The organism is Pantoea sp. WMus005 (assembly GCF_013415305.1).
Taxonomy (GTDB): Bacteria; Pseudomonadota; Gammaproteobacteria; order Enterobacterales; family Enterobacteriaceae; genus Pantoea; species Pantoea rara.
On the sequence record NZ_JACBXU010000001.1, the window covers coordinates 69,932 to 85,238 of the forward strand.

Annotated in this window: 11 protein-coding genes; 8 read left to right on the top strand and 3 right to left on the bottom strand. The window is 56.5% G+C overall.

Annotated elements, in window-relative coordinates:
* Positions 1-17: 17 nt before the first annotated feature.
* The gene (locus HZZ01_RS00350) at positions 18-857 is read right to left on the bottom strand and encodes a MurR/RpiR family transcriptional regulator (RefSeq protein WP_010257643.1); all 840 of its coding nucleotides are present in this window, start codon (positions 855-857) and stop codon (positions 18-20) included.
* Positions 858-1,012: 155 nt separating this feature from the next.
* On the opposite strand from HZZ01_RS00350, the gene yfhb reads away from it, so the two are divergent.
* Both yfhb and tadA read left to right on the top strand, forming a co-directional pair.
* Entirely contained in the window at positions 1,013-1,651 is a 639-nt protein-coding gene (gene yfhb, locus HZZ01_RS00355) for a phosphatidylglycerophosphatase C (protein WP_179895021.1), read from the top strand.
* Between the two features lie 63 nt (positions 1,652-1,714).
* Entirely contained in the window at positions 1,715-2,206 is a 492-nt protein-coding gene (gene tadA, locus HZZ01_RS00360; protein WP_179895022.1) for a tRNA adenosine(34) deaminase TadA, read from the top strand.
* On the opposite strand, the gene mltF is transcribed toward tadA, so the two are convergent.
* On the bottom strand, positions 2,203-3,660 hold the full coding sequence (mltF, locus tag HZZ01_RS00365) for a membrane-bound lytic murein transglycosylase MltF (RefSeq protein WP_179895023.1): 1,458 nt from the start codon (positions 3,658-3,660) through the stop codon (positions 2,203-2,205). The two genes, tadA and mltF, sit on opposite strands and share 4 nt — an antisense overlap.
* A 266-nt stretch (positions 3,661-3,926) precedes the next feature.
* Between mltF and purL the strand changes: the two genes are divergently transcribed.
* The 5 genes from purL (at position 3,927) to glnB (ending at position 12,349) form a co-directional block, all read left to right on the top strand.
* Positions 3,927-7,814, top strand: coding sequence for a phosphoribosylformylglycinamidine synthase (gene purL, locus HZZ01_RS00370; protein WP_179895024.1), 3,888 nt, complete (start codon positions 3,927-3,929; stop codon positions 7,812-7,814).
* Between the two features lie 578 nt (positions 7,815-8,392).
* Positions 8,393-9,820: a HAMP domain-containing sensor histidine kinase gene (locus tag HZZ01_RS00375; protein ID WP_179895025.1), complete on the top strand. Its 1,428-nt coding sequence runs from the start codon at positions 8,393-8,395 to the stop codon at positions 9,818-9,820.
* 3 nt (positions 9,821-9,823) lie between these two features.
* On the top strand, positions 9,824-10,492 hold the full coding sequence (qseG, locus tag HZZ01_RS00380) for a two-component system QseEF-associated lipoprotein QseG (protein ID WP_179895026.1): 669 nt from the start codon (positions 9,824-9,826) through the stop codon (positions 10,490-10,492).
* Entirely contained in the window at positions 10,492-11,826 is a 1,335-nt protein-coding gene (gene glrR, locus HZZ01_RS00385; RefSeq protein ID WP_218928039.1) for a two-component system response regulator GlrR, read from the top strand. The genes qseG and glrR overlap by 1 nt, the downstream gene beginning before the upstream one ends.
* 184 nt (positions 11,827-12,010) lie before the next feature.
* Positions 12,011-12,349, top strand: a complete 339-nt coding sequence (gene glnB / locus HZZ01_RS00390; protein WP_179895027.1) for a nitrogen regulatory protein P-II — start codon at positions 12,011-12,013, stop codon at positions 12,347-12,349.
* Between the two features lie 66 nt (positions 12,350-12,415).
* On the opposite strand, the gene hmpA is transcribed toward glnB, so the two are convergent.
* Positions 12,416-13,600 carry an NO-inducible flavohemoprotein gene (gene hmpA / locus HZZ01_RS00395; protein WP_179895028.1) on the bottom strand — a complete coding sequence of 395 codons (1,185 nt, stop codon included), beginning with the start codon at positions 13,598-13,600 and terminating at the stop codon, positions 12,416-12,418.
* A 326-nt stretch (positions 13,601-13,926) separates the two neighbouring features.
* Between hmpA and glyA the strand changes: the two genes are divergently transcribed.
* Positions 13,927-15,180 (top strand): serine hydroxymethyltransferase, encoded by a 1,254-nt coding sequence (gene glyA, locus HZZ01_RS00400; protein ID WP_179895029.1) that lies wholly within the window; start codon positions 13,927-13,929, stop codon positions 15,178-15,180.
* Positions 15,181-15,307 lie beyond the last annotated feature (127 nt).

Genomic DNA, 15,307 nt, shown 5'->3' on the forward strand with positions numbered 1-15,307 from the left:
ATACGCACTGCTGCTGATCAGACCAGCTTTTTCACCAGCGCTTCGCTGTGACGAATATGGCTTGACGCGCGCTCCGGATCGTTTTGCACCAGCGCCATAAACAGCAGATCGGTCAGTGCCAGCTGCGCCGTGGTCGAGGAGATCGCCGCGCTGCGGGTACTCTGTTCTTCCGCCACCGTATAGAGACAGTAACTGGCGCTCTGCTGCAGGGTATTCGGCGTAAAGCCGGTAAACGCCACCACATCCGCGCCCACCTGAACCGCTTCCTGCGCCGCCAGATTGATCTCTCGCCGTTCACCCGTGTAAGAGATGGCAAGCAGCACATCGCCTGGCCCCATCGCCTGTACGCTGGCCAGCAGGGCGTGCATATCCTGTTCCGCTACCGCATTAATGCCAATCTTCATCAGCTTCCAGGAGAAGTCCTTGGCCACCAGGCCCGATGCGCCGATGCCCACCAGTAAAATGCGTCGGGCATTTTTCAGCAGCTGTAACACGTCATTGAGCTTTTCTTCGCTATTAATATCCAGCGTGGCGCGAATTGCTGAGAGCTTTTCTGTCAGCAACTTTTCACCCACCATTTTAAGCGGGTCGTCGCTGAGAATATGGTTGTGCACAGTAATGGCATCCTTGTCCGCCAGTGACTCACTCAGGGCCAGCTTAAGCGCCGGAAAGCCTTTGTATCCCAGCTTCTGAGCAAACTTCACCACGCTCGACTGGCTAACGCCGGATTCTTCCGCGAGTTTCTGTGAACTCAGGTGACGCGCCCGATCGGGTTGCGACAGTAAAAAATCCGCCAGCCGACGCTCGTTCAATGCCAGACGTGGATAAAGCTGGCGAATGCGCAGCAATGAACTCATGCCCAATCCTCGTAATTCAGGGATAATCAGTGAAGAATAAACTATTCATCTGGCATTGTAGTCATCGGAATTAAAAATGACAGTCATCGCCGTACCGCCTGATGATAGCTACACTACTCTTTATCATCCCGGAATCAGCCGTAAAGGAGAGTTGTTTGACCAGGGGAACACAACGTCGCATCGTATTTTTTGACCTGGATGGCACTTTGCATCAGCAGGACATGTTCGGCACATTTATGCGCTATCTGCTGCGTCGCCGGCCACTGAACCTGCTGCTGGTGGTGCCATTATTGCCGGTGGTGGGCATTGGCCTGCTGTTTAAAGGCCGCGCGGCACGCTGGCCCATGAGCCTGCTGCTCTGGTCAATCACCTTTGGCCGCTCTGAGCGGACATTACTGCGCCTCGAAGCGGAGTTTGCGCAATGGTTTCGCCTGCGCGTCAAAGCATTCCCGGTGGTGCAGCAGCGCCTGACAGAGTATCTCAGCAGTGATGATGCTGACGTCTGGCTGATCACCGGATCGCCACAGTCGCTGGTGGAGCAGGTCTATTACGACTCCGCGTTTCTGCCACGCGTGAAGATGATTGCGAGCCAGATGCAGCGCGGCTGGGGTGGGCGAGTGCTGGCGATGCGCTGTCTTGGCCATGAGAAAGTGGCGCAACTGGAAGAGAAAATCGGCACGCCGCTTCAGCTCTACAGCGGCTACAGCGATAGCAAACAGGATAACCCGCTGCTGTTTTTCTGTCAGCATCGCTGGCGCGTGACCCCGGCGGGTGAGCTGCAGCAGCTGGAATAAGTTTCTAAAGGATCAATGAGACCGCTATAATGCGCCGCTTTTCTGTCGCCCGGAGTGGTCAGCGTGAAACAACAAGATGAATACTGGATGCGCCATGCGCTTGGCCTGGCGCGGCGGGCCTGGGAGCAGGGCGAAGTCCCGGTCGGTGCGGTACTGGTTCAGGACGACCGGGTGATTGGTGAAGGCTGGAACCGGCCCATCGGCCAGCACGACCCGACGGCGCATGCTGAGATGATGGCTCTGCGCCAGGGCGGTAAAGTGCTGGAAAATTATCGTCTGCTGGATACCACGCTTTACGTAACGCTTGAGCCGTGCGTCATGTGCGCCGGCGCCATGGTTCACAGCCGCATTACGCGACTTGTGTATGGTGCACACGATAGTAAAAGTGGGGCGGCGGGATCGCTGCTGGATGTACTGGGTCATCCCGGCATGAATCATCAGGTTGAGCTGCACAGCGGCGTGCTTGCTGAGGAGTGTGCCGCCATGCTGAGTGATTTCTTCCGTATGCGTCGTGAGCAGAAAAAAGCGCTGCGGCAGGCGCAGCGCCGCGATTAGTTCATCGCAATCTTCGGTTCAACCGCCGGATAGCCCTTCGCCAGTTCAGCCTGGGCTTCTGCCTGCTGCGTCAGACGCTTCTCCTGCTCCTGCAGATAGCCTACCAGGCTTATCTGATACTTGCGGATATTCTCCACGTAATTATACGCTTCATGCCCACGGGCGTAGCCATACGTCGTCTGGGTATAGTATCGCTTCTGACTCAGCATCGGCAGACGTAGCTTCACATCGGCCCAGCTGTCCGGATTGCCGCCCTGGCGCGCCGTTAGCTTACGGACGTCGAGCATATGCGCATAGCCCATGTTATAGGCCGCCAGTGCAAACCAGATGCGCTCATCTTCCGGGATGGTCTGCGGCACCTTCGCCATCATATCCTGCAGATACTGACTGCCGCCGCGGATACTCTGTTCGGGATCGGTCCGGTCGCCCACATCCAGGCTATCAGCGGTATTACGCGTCAGCATCATCATGCCGCGCACGCCAGTAGGGGAGGTGGCCTGCGGATTCCAGTGCGACTCCTGATAGGAGATCGCCGCCAGCAGTCGCCAGTCAATGCTGGTGGCGTACTTCTCGAACAGCGGCTTAATGTCGGGCAGCGTATTGTCGATGGCGCGCAGGAAAGTGCGGGTATCGACATAGTCGAAGGTGCCGACGTGGCCGAGATATTTCTCCTCCAGCCGCGCCATTGCGCCTTCCTCACCCATCCCGTTAAAGAAGTCGAGCATTGCCGCATTCAGGCTGTCATCATCGCTGTGTCGCACATACCAGGTCACCGGCTCTTCATCCGTGACGTCGAACGCCACCGCCAGCTGCGGATAGATGCGTTGCAACAGGGCGATGGTGACAGAATCGCCAATCGTGTAGTCAAGCTTGCCGGCGGCCACCGCTTCCAGCAACGCTTTAGGACTCAGATCGGTGGAGATCGCCCAGTCCAGATCGGGGAACTGACTGGAACGCGCGCTCTTGAGCGTTGACAGATAAGCCGATCCCGATGCAACCGTCAGCCGCCCCTTTAAGTCACCGAGGTTTTTAGGGCGCGGCTTATCCACGCGATAGACCAGCTGCTGCGAAACGTTGTAGTAACCTGGCCCGGTCTGAAAGCGCGTCAGGCGTTCATTGTTGTAGTTGAGGCCAGCAGCCAGCAAATCGGCTTTACCATCGTCAAGGTCATCAAACAGATCGCTCAGGTTAGGACGAACCGTCACCTCGAGTTTGACGCCCAGATAATCGGCGAAGCGTTTTGCCAGCTCATAATCCATACCGGCCGGTAACTTGTTCACTGTGTAGTAAGTCAATGGGGAGTTGATGGTACTGACACGCAACACTCCCCGCGATTTAATCTGTGAAATCGTATCCTGCCCACCCCCATACCAGGGAATGGAGGGCCACAGCGCTAACGCTAACAGCACGGCAACCAGACCGATAAACAGATAATTAAATTTTAGGCGTTTCAAATAGTTATCTCTCGCTGGCTCTAAGGCCTCTGTCTTTTAAAGGCAGTATTTATCTTCTTTGAACTCCCAGAGCGAGGGGCATTTTGCGCAACTAAATCACGCTGAGCAACTTTTATAGCAGCTTTTGCGCAAAATTCAGGCAAATCCGGGTCGCCAAAAATTGTGCGCAAACGGTTTCGTCGCGAGGTCGCTTTCTCTATAATACGCCCCGTTTTCCCTGTTGCGCCCAATTTGCGTCGCCCGGCGCCCTGACGAGAGACTTATTAATGGAAATTCTGCGTGGTTCGCCCGCCCTGTCGGCATTTCGTGTAAACAAACTGCTGACCCGCTTTCAGGACGCTCATCTGCCGGTGAGTGATATTTACGCTGAGTACATCCATTTTGCTGATGTCAGCGCGCCCTTAAGCGCTGACGAACAGAGCCGTCTGCAACGCCTGCTGAAATATGGTCCCTCTCTCGCTGAACATGCCCCACAGGGTCGTCTGCTGCTGGTGACGCCGCGTCCTGGCACGATTTCGCCCTGGTCATCCAAAGCAACCGACATCGCCCACAACTGCGGCCTGCCACAGGTGCGTCGTCTGGAACGTGGTCTGGCTTTCTATGTACAGGCTCCCCAGCTGACCGAAGTACAGTGGCAAACGCTGGGCACGCTGCTGCACGATCGGATGATGGAAACGGTCTTCAGCGATCTGGCGCAGGCTGAGCAGCTGTTCGCACACCACACGCCGCAGCCGGTCAAAAGTGTCGATCTGCTGGGTGAGGGCCGCCAGGCGCTGGTTCAGGCCAATATCTCCCTGGGTCTGGCGCTGGCAAATGATGAAATTGACTACCTGGTGACGGCGTTTACCGCACTGGGCCGTAACCCCAACGACATTGAACTCTATATGTTTGCGCAGGCGAACTCTGAGCACTGTCGTCACAAGATTTTCAACGCCGACTGGATTATCGACGGCGAGAAACAGCCGAAGTCGCTGTTTAAGATGATTAAAAATACGATGGAGCAGACGCCGGACTTCGTGCTGTCTGCTTATAAAGATAACGCTGCCGTAATGGAAGGTTCAGAGGTTGGTCGCTTCTTTGCTGATGCCGGAGAGAGCGAATACCGCTGGCATCAGGAAGCGGCGCATATCCTGATGAAGGTGGAAACCCACAACCACCCAACGGCGATCTCGCCGTGGCCGGGTGCTGCGACCGGTTCCGGTGGTGAAATTCGTGATGAAGGCGCAACCGGACGTGGCTCTAAACCAAAAGCGGGCCTGGTCGGTTTCTCGGTCTCAAACCTGCGTATCCCGGGCTTTGAACAGCCGTGGGAAGAGGACTTCGGCAAACCAGCCCGCATCGTCAGCGCGCTGGAGATCATGACCGACGGCCCTTTGGGTGGCGCTGCCTTTAACAATGAATTTGGTCGTCCCGCACTGAACGGCTACTTCCGTACTTATGAAGAGCAGGTTACCAGCCACAACGGCACCGAGCTGCGCGGCTACCACAAGCCGATCATGCTGGCGGGCGGCATCGGTAACATCCGTGCCGACCACGTGCAGAAAGGCGAAATCACCGTGGGCGCGAAGCTGGTGGTGCTGGGTGGTCCGGCCATGAACATCGGTCTGGGCGGCGGTGCGGCTTCATCCATGGCCTCGGGCCAGTCAGATGCCGATCTCGACTTCGCCTCGGTACAGCGTGATAACCCGGAGATGGAACGCCGTTGCCAGGAAGTCATTGACCGCTGCTGGCAGTTGGGTGATGAGAACCCGATTCTGTTTATCCATGACGTGGGCGCAGGCGGCCTCTCCAATGCCATGCCGGAGCTGGTCAGCGATGGCGGCCGTGGCGGCCGGTTTAACCTGCGTGACATCCTGAGTGATGAGCCAGGCATGAGCCCGCTGGAAGTCTGGTGTAACGAATCACAGGAACGTTATGTGATGGCTGTTGCACCCGATCAGCTGGCGCAGTTTGAGGCAATTTGCCAGCGCGAACGCGCACCGTTTGCGGTCATTGGTGAAGCGACCGAAGAGCTGCACCTGAGCCTGGAAGACAGCCATTTCGATAATAAGCCGATCGATATGCCGCTGGATGTGCTGCTGGGCAAAACGCCGAAGATGACGCGTGATGTGGTGACGCAGCAGGCGCAGGGCACCGAACTGCAGCGCGACGGCATTACGCTGGTCGACGCGGTGAATCGTGTGATGCACTTGCCTGCCGTGGCGGAAAAAACCTTCCTGATTACCATCGGTGACCGCAGCGTGACCGGCATGGTGGCGCGCGACCAGATGGTCGGGCCGTGGCAGATCCCGGTGGCCAACTGTGCGGTGACGACTGCCAGCCTCGACAGCTACCACGGTGAAGCCTTTGCCCTGGGCGAACGTTCACCCGTTGCGTTGCTGGATTTCGCAGCGTCGGGTCGTCTGGCTGTAGGTGAAGCACTGACCAACCTGGCCGCCACGCAGATTGGTTCGCTGAAGCGCGTGAAGCTCTCCGCTAACTGGATGTCTGCAGCCGGTCATCCGGGTGAAGATGCCGGTTTATATGCGGCGGTAAAAGCGGTCGGTGAAGAGCTTTGCCCGGCGCTGGGGATCACCATCCCGGTTGGTAAAGATTCGATGTCGATGAAAACCCGCTGGCAGGAAGGCACTGAACAACGCGAGATGACCTCGCCGCTGTCGCTGGTGATTACCGCCTTTGCCCGCGTTGAAGATGTGCGTCGCACCGTCACGCCACAGCTGCAGGCCGATCAGGATAACCTGCTGCTGCTGATCGATCTGGGCAACGGCGCAAATACGCTGGGCGCAACTGCGCTGTCGCAGGTCTATCGCCAGCTCGGCGACAAGCCTGCTGACGTACGTGATGCTACGCAGCTTGCGGGCTTCTTCAATGCGATTCAGGCGCTGGTGGCTGAGCAGAAACTGCTGGCCTACCACGACCGCTCCGACGGCGGTCTGCTGGTGACGCTGGCCGAGATGGCCTTTGCCGGTCACTGCGGCATTGACGTTGATATTGCTTCACTGGGTAACGATGCGCTGGCCGCCCTGTTTACCGAAGAGCTGGGTGCGGTAATTCAGATCAACGCCGCCGATCGCGGCGCGGTTGAGCAGATCCTGGCGGATCATGGCCTGGCCGCCTCAACGCATCGGCTGGGCAGCGCGCAGCCGGGCGATCGCTTTGTGATCCGTTCCGGTGACAGCGCCGTTTACAGTGAAAGCCGCAACACGCTGCGCACCTGGTGGGCGGAAACCACCTGGCAGATGCAGCGCCTGCGCGACAACCCGGCGTGTGCCGATCAGGAGCATGAAGCGAAGAAAAATGACAGCGATCCTGGCCTGAACGTTAATCTGACCTTTAATCCGCAGGAAGATGTGGCGGCGCCGATGATCGCAACTGGCGCACGTCCACGCGTCGCCGTGCTGCGTGAGCAGGGCGTCAACTCGCATGTTGAGATGGCTGCCGCCTTTGATCGGGCCGGTTTCACGGCTATTGACGTTCACATGAGCGATTTGCTGGCCGGACGGCGCGGTCTGGAAGAGTTCCAGGCGCTGGTCGCCTGTGGCGGCTTCTCTTACGGTGATGTGCTGGGTGCCGGTGAAGGCTGGGCGAAATCGATTCTGTTCAACCCGCGCGTGCGTGATGAGTTCGAAACCTTCTTCCACCGTCCGCAAACTCTGGCGCTGGGCGTCTGCAACGGTTGCCAGATGATGTCGAATCTGCGTGAACTGATCCCAGGCAGCGATCTCTGGCCGCGCTTTGTGCGTAACCAGTCTGAACGCTTTGAAGCGCGCTTCAGCCTGGTCGAAGTGGCCGCCAGTCCCTCACTGCTGCTGGACGGGATGGCTGGTTCGCATATGCCTATCGCGGTTTCACACGGTGAAGGCTTTGTTGAAGTGCGTGATGCGACGCATCTGGCGGCGTTGGAGTCGAAAGGGCTGGTGGCACTGCGCTTTGTCGATAACTTCGGCAAGGTGACAGAAACCTATCCGGCTAACCCGAATGGTTCTCCTAACGGCATTACCGCCGTGACCAACGAAAGTGGTCGCGTCACCATCATGATGCCGCATCCGGAGCGTGTGTTCCGCACCATCAGCAACTCCTGGCACCCGGCAGAGTGGGGCGAAGACAGCCCGTGGATGCGTATTTTCCGCAATGCGCGCAGACAGCTGGGTTAATTTATTCCGCTGAATGGAACAGGAGGCCAGTGTGCCTCCTGTTCTTTTTTACGCCGTTGTTGGCAAATGACGACAACAGGGATGCCGCACTGTCTCTTTATGGCGACATCTATCTCATTGATTTTAAATAAGCCGGATTCTGGCGTGATTTGATGTCGTCTTGCGGAGACACATTGTCCCTGTTTATATCGGAATTTTCGCAAGAGTGATTAAACAGGCCGATTCAATCTGCTGAAAAATATAATGATTTATTTTCTGGCATGGAACTTGCTATACTCCTGCAGCTGCTCATTCACCTGTTTATGATTGCCCCGCTTAGCGGATAAGAGCTCATAAAGCCCGAATGACGCACCAAACGGAGCCTGCCGTCCACCTGACCGATAATCGCTTGCGTTATCAAACACCGGACGTAACGTTGAGTAAGGCTCCACCCATTCTTACGCGATGCACTACGCGTCGTGCCAGCGGCAGGCCATTGAGCCTGCCGTTTTCTTTTGTTCCCTTTCTTTTGCCGACACCTTTCTTCGGCTGACAGAGTCCGCTAGCATCCAGACAGTGATTCTTAAGGAAGCGGCTGCGTGAAAAAATGGCGTTTATTTCCCCGTTCTCTGCGTCAGCTGGTGCTGATGGCATTTGTGCTGGTGCTGCTGCCCTTGCTGGTGCTGGCCTGGCAGGCGTGGGAAAGTCTTTCTGCGTTAAGCGAACAGGCTGCGGACACTAACCGCAATACTTTTACGGATGTGCGCAGAAGTGAGGCGATGGCGCGAACGGCGGTTGAGCTGGAGCGCAGCTATCGTCAGTACTGCGTGCTGGATGATGCTTCGCTGGCGCGGCTCTATCGGACTCAGCACACGCGCTACAGTCAGATGCTGAGCTCGCACAGCGCCAGCCTGCCCGAACTGCCCGCCTTCCAGACCTTACAGGCGACGTTGCCGCTGCTGACGCCACTGAAATGCGATAATGGCAACCCGGTGCCGCCTGCCGCAGAGGCGCTGGATCGTTTTTCTGCCACTAACGCCCAGATGGTGCAGGACACGCGCGAAGTGGTCTTTTCGCGCGGTTTACAGTTGCAGCGTGAAATCGCCGATCGCGGCCAGTTTTTTGGCTGGCAGTCGCTGATTCTTTTTATCATTAGTCTGGCCCTCATGACGCTGTTTACCGGCATGATTATTGGCCCGGTCAAGCGTATTGAGCGGATGATCAACCGGCTTGGCGAGGGACGGGAACTGGGTGACAGCGTGACATTTCGTGGCCCGCGCGAACTACGCTCACTGGGACAGCGCATCGTCTGGCTCAGCGAACGGCTCGCATGGCTGGAATCGCAGCGTCATGAATTTCTGCGCCATCTCTCTCACGAATTGAAAACGCCACTGGCCAGCCTGCGTGAAGGCACCGAACTGCTGGCGGACGAAGTCGCCGGCGCGCTGAATGCCGATCAAAAAGAGGTGGTGACTATCCTCGATGGCAGCAGCCGTCATCTGCAGCGTCTGATTGAACAGCTCCTCGATTACAACCGTAAACTGGCAGATGGCCCGATTGAACTGAAGCCGGTCAGCGTGGCAGAAATCGTGGAGGGCGTAGTCACTGCACATGCGCTCTCGGCGCGTGCCAAACTGATGCAGACGGTGGTCAATCTTGAGGTCATTCACTGCCTTGCCGAACCGACGTTACTGATGCGGGTCATTGATAACCTCTATTCGAACGCCGTGAACTACGGCAGCGAATCCGGTACCATCTGGCTTCGCAGTCAGCAGCTGGGTGATCGAATCTGGATTGAGGTCGCAAATAGTGGCTCGCCGATTCCGCCGGAAGAGCAGGCGATGATTTTCGAACCGTTCTTCCAGGGTAGCCAGCAACGCAAAGGGCCGGTAAAAGGCAGCGGGCTGGGATTGAGTATTGCCAAAGATTGCCTGCGCCGGATGCACGGCGACCTGACGCTGGTCCCCTGCGAGCAGGCTGACGTCTGTTTTCGAATTGAACTGAACACCACATCCGGGAAAGTCTGACCGATGAAATATTTACCCGCTTTGCTGTTGAGCACGCTGACTACGCTGCTCCTCAGCGGATGTACGACCTCCCCGGCCACCTCCTCTTTGCCGTCAGGCCATCAGGTGGCGGAACCCGATGTCAGAATTGCTGATTACCTGGCGACCCGCTGCAGTGATCTGTGGCCGATAGAGAATAGGGCGGCGCTGGATAATACCCTCTACTGGATGCGGGCGATCGACTGTGCTGAACGTCTTTCTCCCGCTGAGGCCCGTGCCGAAGCGCATCGCTGGCCGGCAGAAAACTGGTCGCGCGCCTTTAAGCAGGGCGTGCTGATGTCCAACGGCAATGTGACGCCCGTGGAGCGTCGTCGCTATGTTGAAACGCTGGATCGCTACAGCAGCGATTTCCCGCAGTCTGTGCGCCCGCTGATCCAGCTGTGGCGCAGCAATCAGACCGCGCAGCTCGACCTCAGTGAAGCGCGCACCCGTTATGTCCATCTGCAGCAGAGCAGCGATACGCAGCTGGAGACGATACGCCAGCAGATGGTGAAACAGCAGCAGCAGCTCAGCGAGACACAGCATAAGCTGGAGCGGCTGACTGACATTGAGCGCCAGCTTTCATCACGTAAAGCCCCGGATGTCTCTGACAGCAGTCACGGCACGGCGCTGCCGCAGGATGAGGAGCAATAATGGTGAGGCAAGCGGCTAAATTGCTGCTGGTAGATGACGATCCCAGCCTGCTGAAGCTGCTGGGCATGCGTCTTCGCAGCGAAGGGTATCAGGTCACCACCGCAGGCAGCGGACCCGAAGCATTGCGTCTGCTGCAGAAAGAGAAGATCGAGCTGGTGATTAGCGATCTGCGGATGGATGAGATGGATGGCCTGGCGCTGTTTGGCGAGATCCAGAAGCGCCATACTGGTCTGCCGGTGATTATCCTGACGGCGCATGGTTCAATCCCGGACGCCGTATCCGCCACGCAGCAGGGCGTCTTCAGCTTCCTGACCAAGCCGGTGGATAAAGATGCGCTCTATAAAGCCATTGATGAGGCGCTGGCACAGCAGGCACCGGTCAGCGATGATCGCTGGCGTGAGGCGATTGTTACCCGCAGCCCGCTGATGTTACGGCTGCTGGAGCAGGCGCACATGGTGGCGCAGTCGGACGTCAGCGTGTTGATTAATGGTCAGAGTGGCACCGGTAAGGAGATGCTGGCGCAGGCGATTCACGCCGCCAGTCCGCGTAACGGCAAGCCTTTTGTCGCCATTAACTGTGGCGCACTGCCGGAGCAGTTGCTGGAGTCAGAGCTGTTCGGCCATGCCAAAGGAGCCTTTACCGGCGCGGTCAGTGCCCGTGAAGGTTTGTTTAAGACTGCTGGCGGCGGCACGCTGTTTCTGGATGAGATTGGTGATATGCCGCAAACGCTACAGGTTAAGTTGTTGCGGGTGTTGCAGGAGCGTAAGGTCAGGCCGCTGGGCAGCGATCATGATAGTGAGATCGATGTGCGGATTATTTCAGCCACGCATCGCGATCTGCCCAGGGCAATGGAGAAAAAGGAGTTTCGCGAGGATCTCTTCTATCGTCTGAATGTGGTGAATCTGAAGATCCCGGCGCTGCATCAGCGTACGGAAGATATCCCGCTGCTGGCTAATCATCTGTTGCGGCAGGCGGCGGAACGGCATAAACCGCAGATTCGCAGTTTTTCCGTCGATGCAATGAAGCGCTTGATGGCCGCCAGCTGGCCGGGCAACGTGCGTCAGCTGGTTAACGTGATTGAGCAGTGTGTGGCGTTGAGTTCATCGCCGGTGATCAGCGATGCGCTGGTGGAGCAGGCGTTGAGCGGCGAAAATAGCGCGTTGCCGACCTTTGCGGAGGCGCGCAATCAGTTTGAGCTTAACTATCTGCGTAAGCTGTTGCAGATGACCAAAGGCAATGTGACTAACGCCGCACGTCTGGCTGGACGCAACCGCACGGAGTTCTATAAGCTGCTGTCTCGTCATGAACTGGATGCCAGTGATTTCAAAGAGTAGCGGAGGCTGCGATGTGATACCGGCAGGTTGCCTGCTCAGGCCCGAATCTGAATGGGTGCGGTCAGCATAATCTGACAGCGCTTGCGGCAACCTGAAGAATCCCGGATATTACCGCCCGACAGCGCCAGCAACATTTATACTTGATAAACCCTCTGACCATGGAGGGAGTGAAAAAGGGTCTGACATGAAAAAGATTGATGCGATTATCAAACCATTCAAACTCGATGATGTCCGTGAAGCCTTGGCGGAAGTGGGCATCACCGGGATGACCGTGAGTGAAGTGAAGGGCTTTGGTCGCCAGAAAGGGCACACCGAGCTGTACCGCGGCGCAGAGTATATGGTCGACTTTTTGCCTAAAGTGAAAATCGAGATGGTGGTGGGCGACGATATCGTTGATACCTGCGTCGAGGCTATTATGCGCACCGCGCAGACCGGCAAAATCGGTGACGGTAAGATCTTTGTCTTCGACGTGGCGCGCGTCGTGCGTATCCGTACTGGCGAAGAGGATGAAGAGGCGATCTGACAGGCTTTTTATCAGCGCTTTATCAGCATCAAGAAGCCCGCGCTGCGGGCTTTTTTTATGGCGCAATTACATGCCTTTATGCGGGCCAAAGAGTTCGTAATGAATGCGTGCGTCTGCCACGCGGGCATCACGCAGTTTCGCCACCACATGCTGCATAAAGGGCAGCGGGCCACAGAGGTAGAAGTGGGTATCGGGTAAGGCAAGACGTGCGGCGATCACGCTGATATCCATCAGACCCTGCGCGTCATAACGACCCGCATCTTCAGTCGCGGGCTCACGATACCAGATCTCGCTCATGAAATCGGCGAACTGCGCGCCAGTGGCACGCACTTCATCGCCAAAAGCATGCTGTTTGCCGTTCTCTGCGGCGTGCAGCCAGCTGACCGGCGCGCGATGCTGGTTAGCTGCCAGTGAATGCAGCATCGCCAGCATCGGGGTCTGACCCACGCCCGCAGAGATGAGCGCTACCGGTGTGACCGGATCGACATCCAGGAAGAAGTCACCGTGCGGTGCGGCGAGCATCAGTTCGTCACCCACCTTAGCATTCTGATGCAACCAGCCGGAAACGGTCCCCTGCGCTTCACGTTTCACCGCAATCCGATAATCTTTGCCATTGCTGAGATGAGTCAGCGAGTACTGACGAATCTGGTGATGGTCGAAACTGGCGGGCTGCAGATGTACTGTCAGATACTGACCCGGCTTAAATGCCGCAACCGGGCCGCCATCCATCGGGCTGAAGGTAAAGCTTTTAACCACATCGCTTTGCTGCTCAATCGCGCTAATGCGAAAAGCACGGGTATCGCGCCAGCCTCCGGTTTGCTGCTCGGTCGCCTGATAAATTTCCTCTTCCCGATGGATAAACACATCTGCCAGTACGCCATAGGCCCGGCCCCATGCAGCCAGCGCCTCTTCGCCTGGATTCAGTAGCTCTTTGATGGTTGCCAGCAGATTTTCACCCACGATGGCGTACTGTGCAGGCTGAATATTCAGGCTGGTGTGTTTCTGCGCAATTTTTTCCACCGCAGGCAGCAGTACGGCCAGATTTTCCAGATTCGCGCCGTAAGCGCAGATGGCATTGAACAGCGCTTCGCGTTGATCGCCGTTGCGCTGGTTATTCATATTAAAGACGTTTTTGAGTTCCGGATGGTGCGACAGCATGCGGTCATAGAAGTGGGCAGTGAGCTTTGGGCCGCAAGCGGCGATGGCAGGCAGGGTCGATTTAACGGTGGCGATGGTGTGTGCATCAAGCATATCAGTGGCCTCTTTATAAACATGTATTTTAAATGCATCTTATAGCTAACTCGCCTGTGGAGTAAATAACCCGGGAAAATTTCGGGTTATGCAGGTGGCAACATTCAGGTGCATGAACAGAAGCCGCCGTCACATCCCAGAGAAAAAATGTGACGTCTGAACGGGGTAAAAAGGTGTAAAAAAGCAGTGCCAGTCACCAGCCAATCGTTTGCGTAAAAAGAGGCGGTTCACCCTACCTTCACCTGTTAAAACGGTTTACACTGTTGGCCTTCGCCCCTGAAGGGGGGTAAATACCGTCAGAAAGTTAGCTGAGTCAGGAGATCCGGATGTTAAAGCGTGATATGAACATTGCCGATTACGATGCCGAGTTGTGGCAGGCGATGGAGCAGGAGACAGTGCGTCAGGAAGAGCACATTGAACTGATTGCTTCTGAAAACTACACCAGCCCGCGTGTTATGCAGGCACAGGGTTCTCAGCTCACCAATAAATACGCTGAAGGGTATCCAGGCAAACGCTATTACGGCGGCTGTGAGTACGTTGATATCGTTGAGCAACTGGCCATCGATCGCGCAAAAGCGCTGTTTGGTGCTGATTACGCTAACGTGCAGCCACACTCAGGTTCACAGGCTAACTTCGCGGTTTACACCGCGTTGCTGCAGCCGGGTGATACCATTCTCGGGATGAATCTGGCGCACGGTGGACACCTGACTCATGGCTCACCGGTTAACCTGTCCGGTAAACTCTATAACGTGGTTGCTTACGGTATCGATGAGACCGGCAAAATCGACTACGACGAACTGGCTGAACTGGCGAAAACCCACAAGCCAAAAATGATCGTTGGCGGATTCTCAGCGTATTCCGGCGTCTGCGACTGGGCGAAAATGCGCGAAATCGCGGATAGCGTGGGTGCCTGGCTGTTTGTGGACATGGCGCACGTTGCTGGCCTGATTGCTGCAGATGTCTATCCAAGTCCGATTGCGCATGCACACGTTGTCACCTCCACCACCCATAAAACGCTGGCAGGTCCGCGCGGTGGTATTATTCTGGCGAAAAACGGCGACGAAGATTTCTATAAGAAACTGAACTCAGCTGTCTTCCCTGGCGGTCAGGGCGGTCCTCTGATGCATGTTATCGCGGGTAAAGCGGTCGCGTTCAAAGAGGCGATGGAGCCGGAATTCAAAACCTACCAGCAGCAGGTGGCAAAAAATGCCAAAGCAATGGTTGAGGTGCTGATTGAACGTGGCTATGACATCGTTTCTGGTGGCACCTATAACCATCTGTTCCTGATCGATCTGGTGAGCAAAAACCTGACCGGTAAAGAAGCAGATGCTGCGCTGGGCCGTGCCAACATCACGGTCAACAAGAACAGCGTACCTAACGACCCGAAAAGCCCGTTTGTGACGTCTGGTATTCGTATCGGTACACCTGCTGTTACGCGTCGTGGTTTCAACGAAGCGGACGTGCGCGAACTGGCTGGCTGGATCGCCGATGTGCTGGATAACGTCAATGACGAAGCAACCATTGAGCGCACGAAGAAGAAAGTGCTGGAAATCTGCAGCCGTCTGCCGGTCTACGCTTAATCGTTAACCTGTTGTGAGACAATATAAAAAGGATGGCAACTGCCATCCTTTTTTATTGCCTGTCCTGCGGCGCTCTGCCAGAGTAGCGCCCACTTATGCTGCCAGGCAGCAAACCTGCTGGAGGGAA

What these genes read in the sequence shown, in the direction of transcription:
- glrR (WP_218928039.1), top strand. Translation starts at nt 10,492, where the DNA reads ATGGTGAGGCAAGCGGCTAAATTGCTGCTGGTAGATGACGATCCCAGC.
- HZZ01_RS00350 (WP_010257643.1), bottom strand. Translation starts at nt 857, where the DNA reads ATGAGTTCATTGCTGCGCATTCGCCAGCTTTATCCACGTCTGGCATTG.
- hmpA (WP_179895028.1), bottom strand. Translation starts at nt 13,600, where the DNA reads ATGCTTGATGCACACACCATCGCCACCGTTAAATCGACCCTGCCTGCC.
- glnB (WP_179895027.1), top strand. Translation starts at nt 12,011, where the DNA reads ATGAAAAAGATTGATGCGATTATCAAACCATTCAAACTCGATGATGTC.
- purL (WP_179895024.1), top strand. Translation starts at nt 3,927, where the DNA reads ATGGAAATTCTGCGTGGTTCGCCCGCCCTGTCGGCATTTCGTGTAAAC.
- qseG (WP_179895026.1), top strand. Translation starts at nt 9,824, where the DNA reads ATGAAATATTTACCCGCTTTGCTGTTGAGCACGCTGACTACGCTGCTC.
- glyA (WP_179895029.1), top strand. Translation starts at nt 13,927, where the DNA reads ATGTTAAAGCGTGATATGAACATTGCCGATTACGATGCCGAGTTGTGG.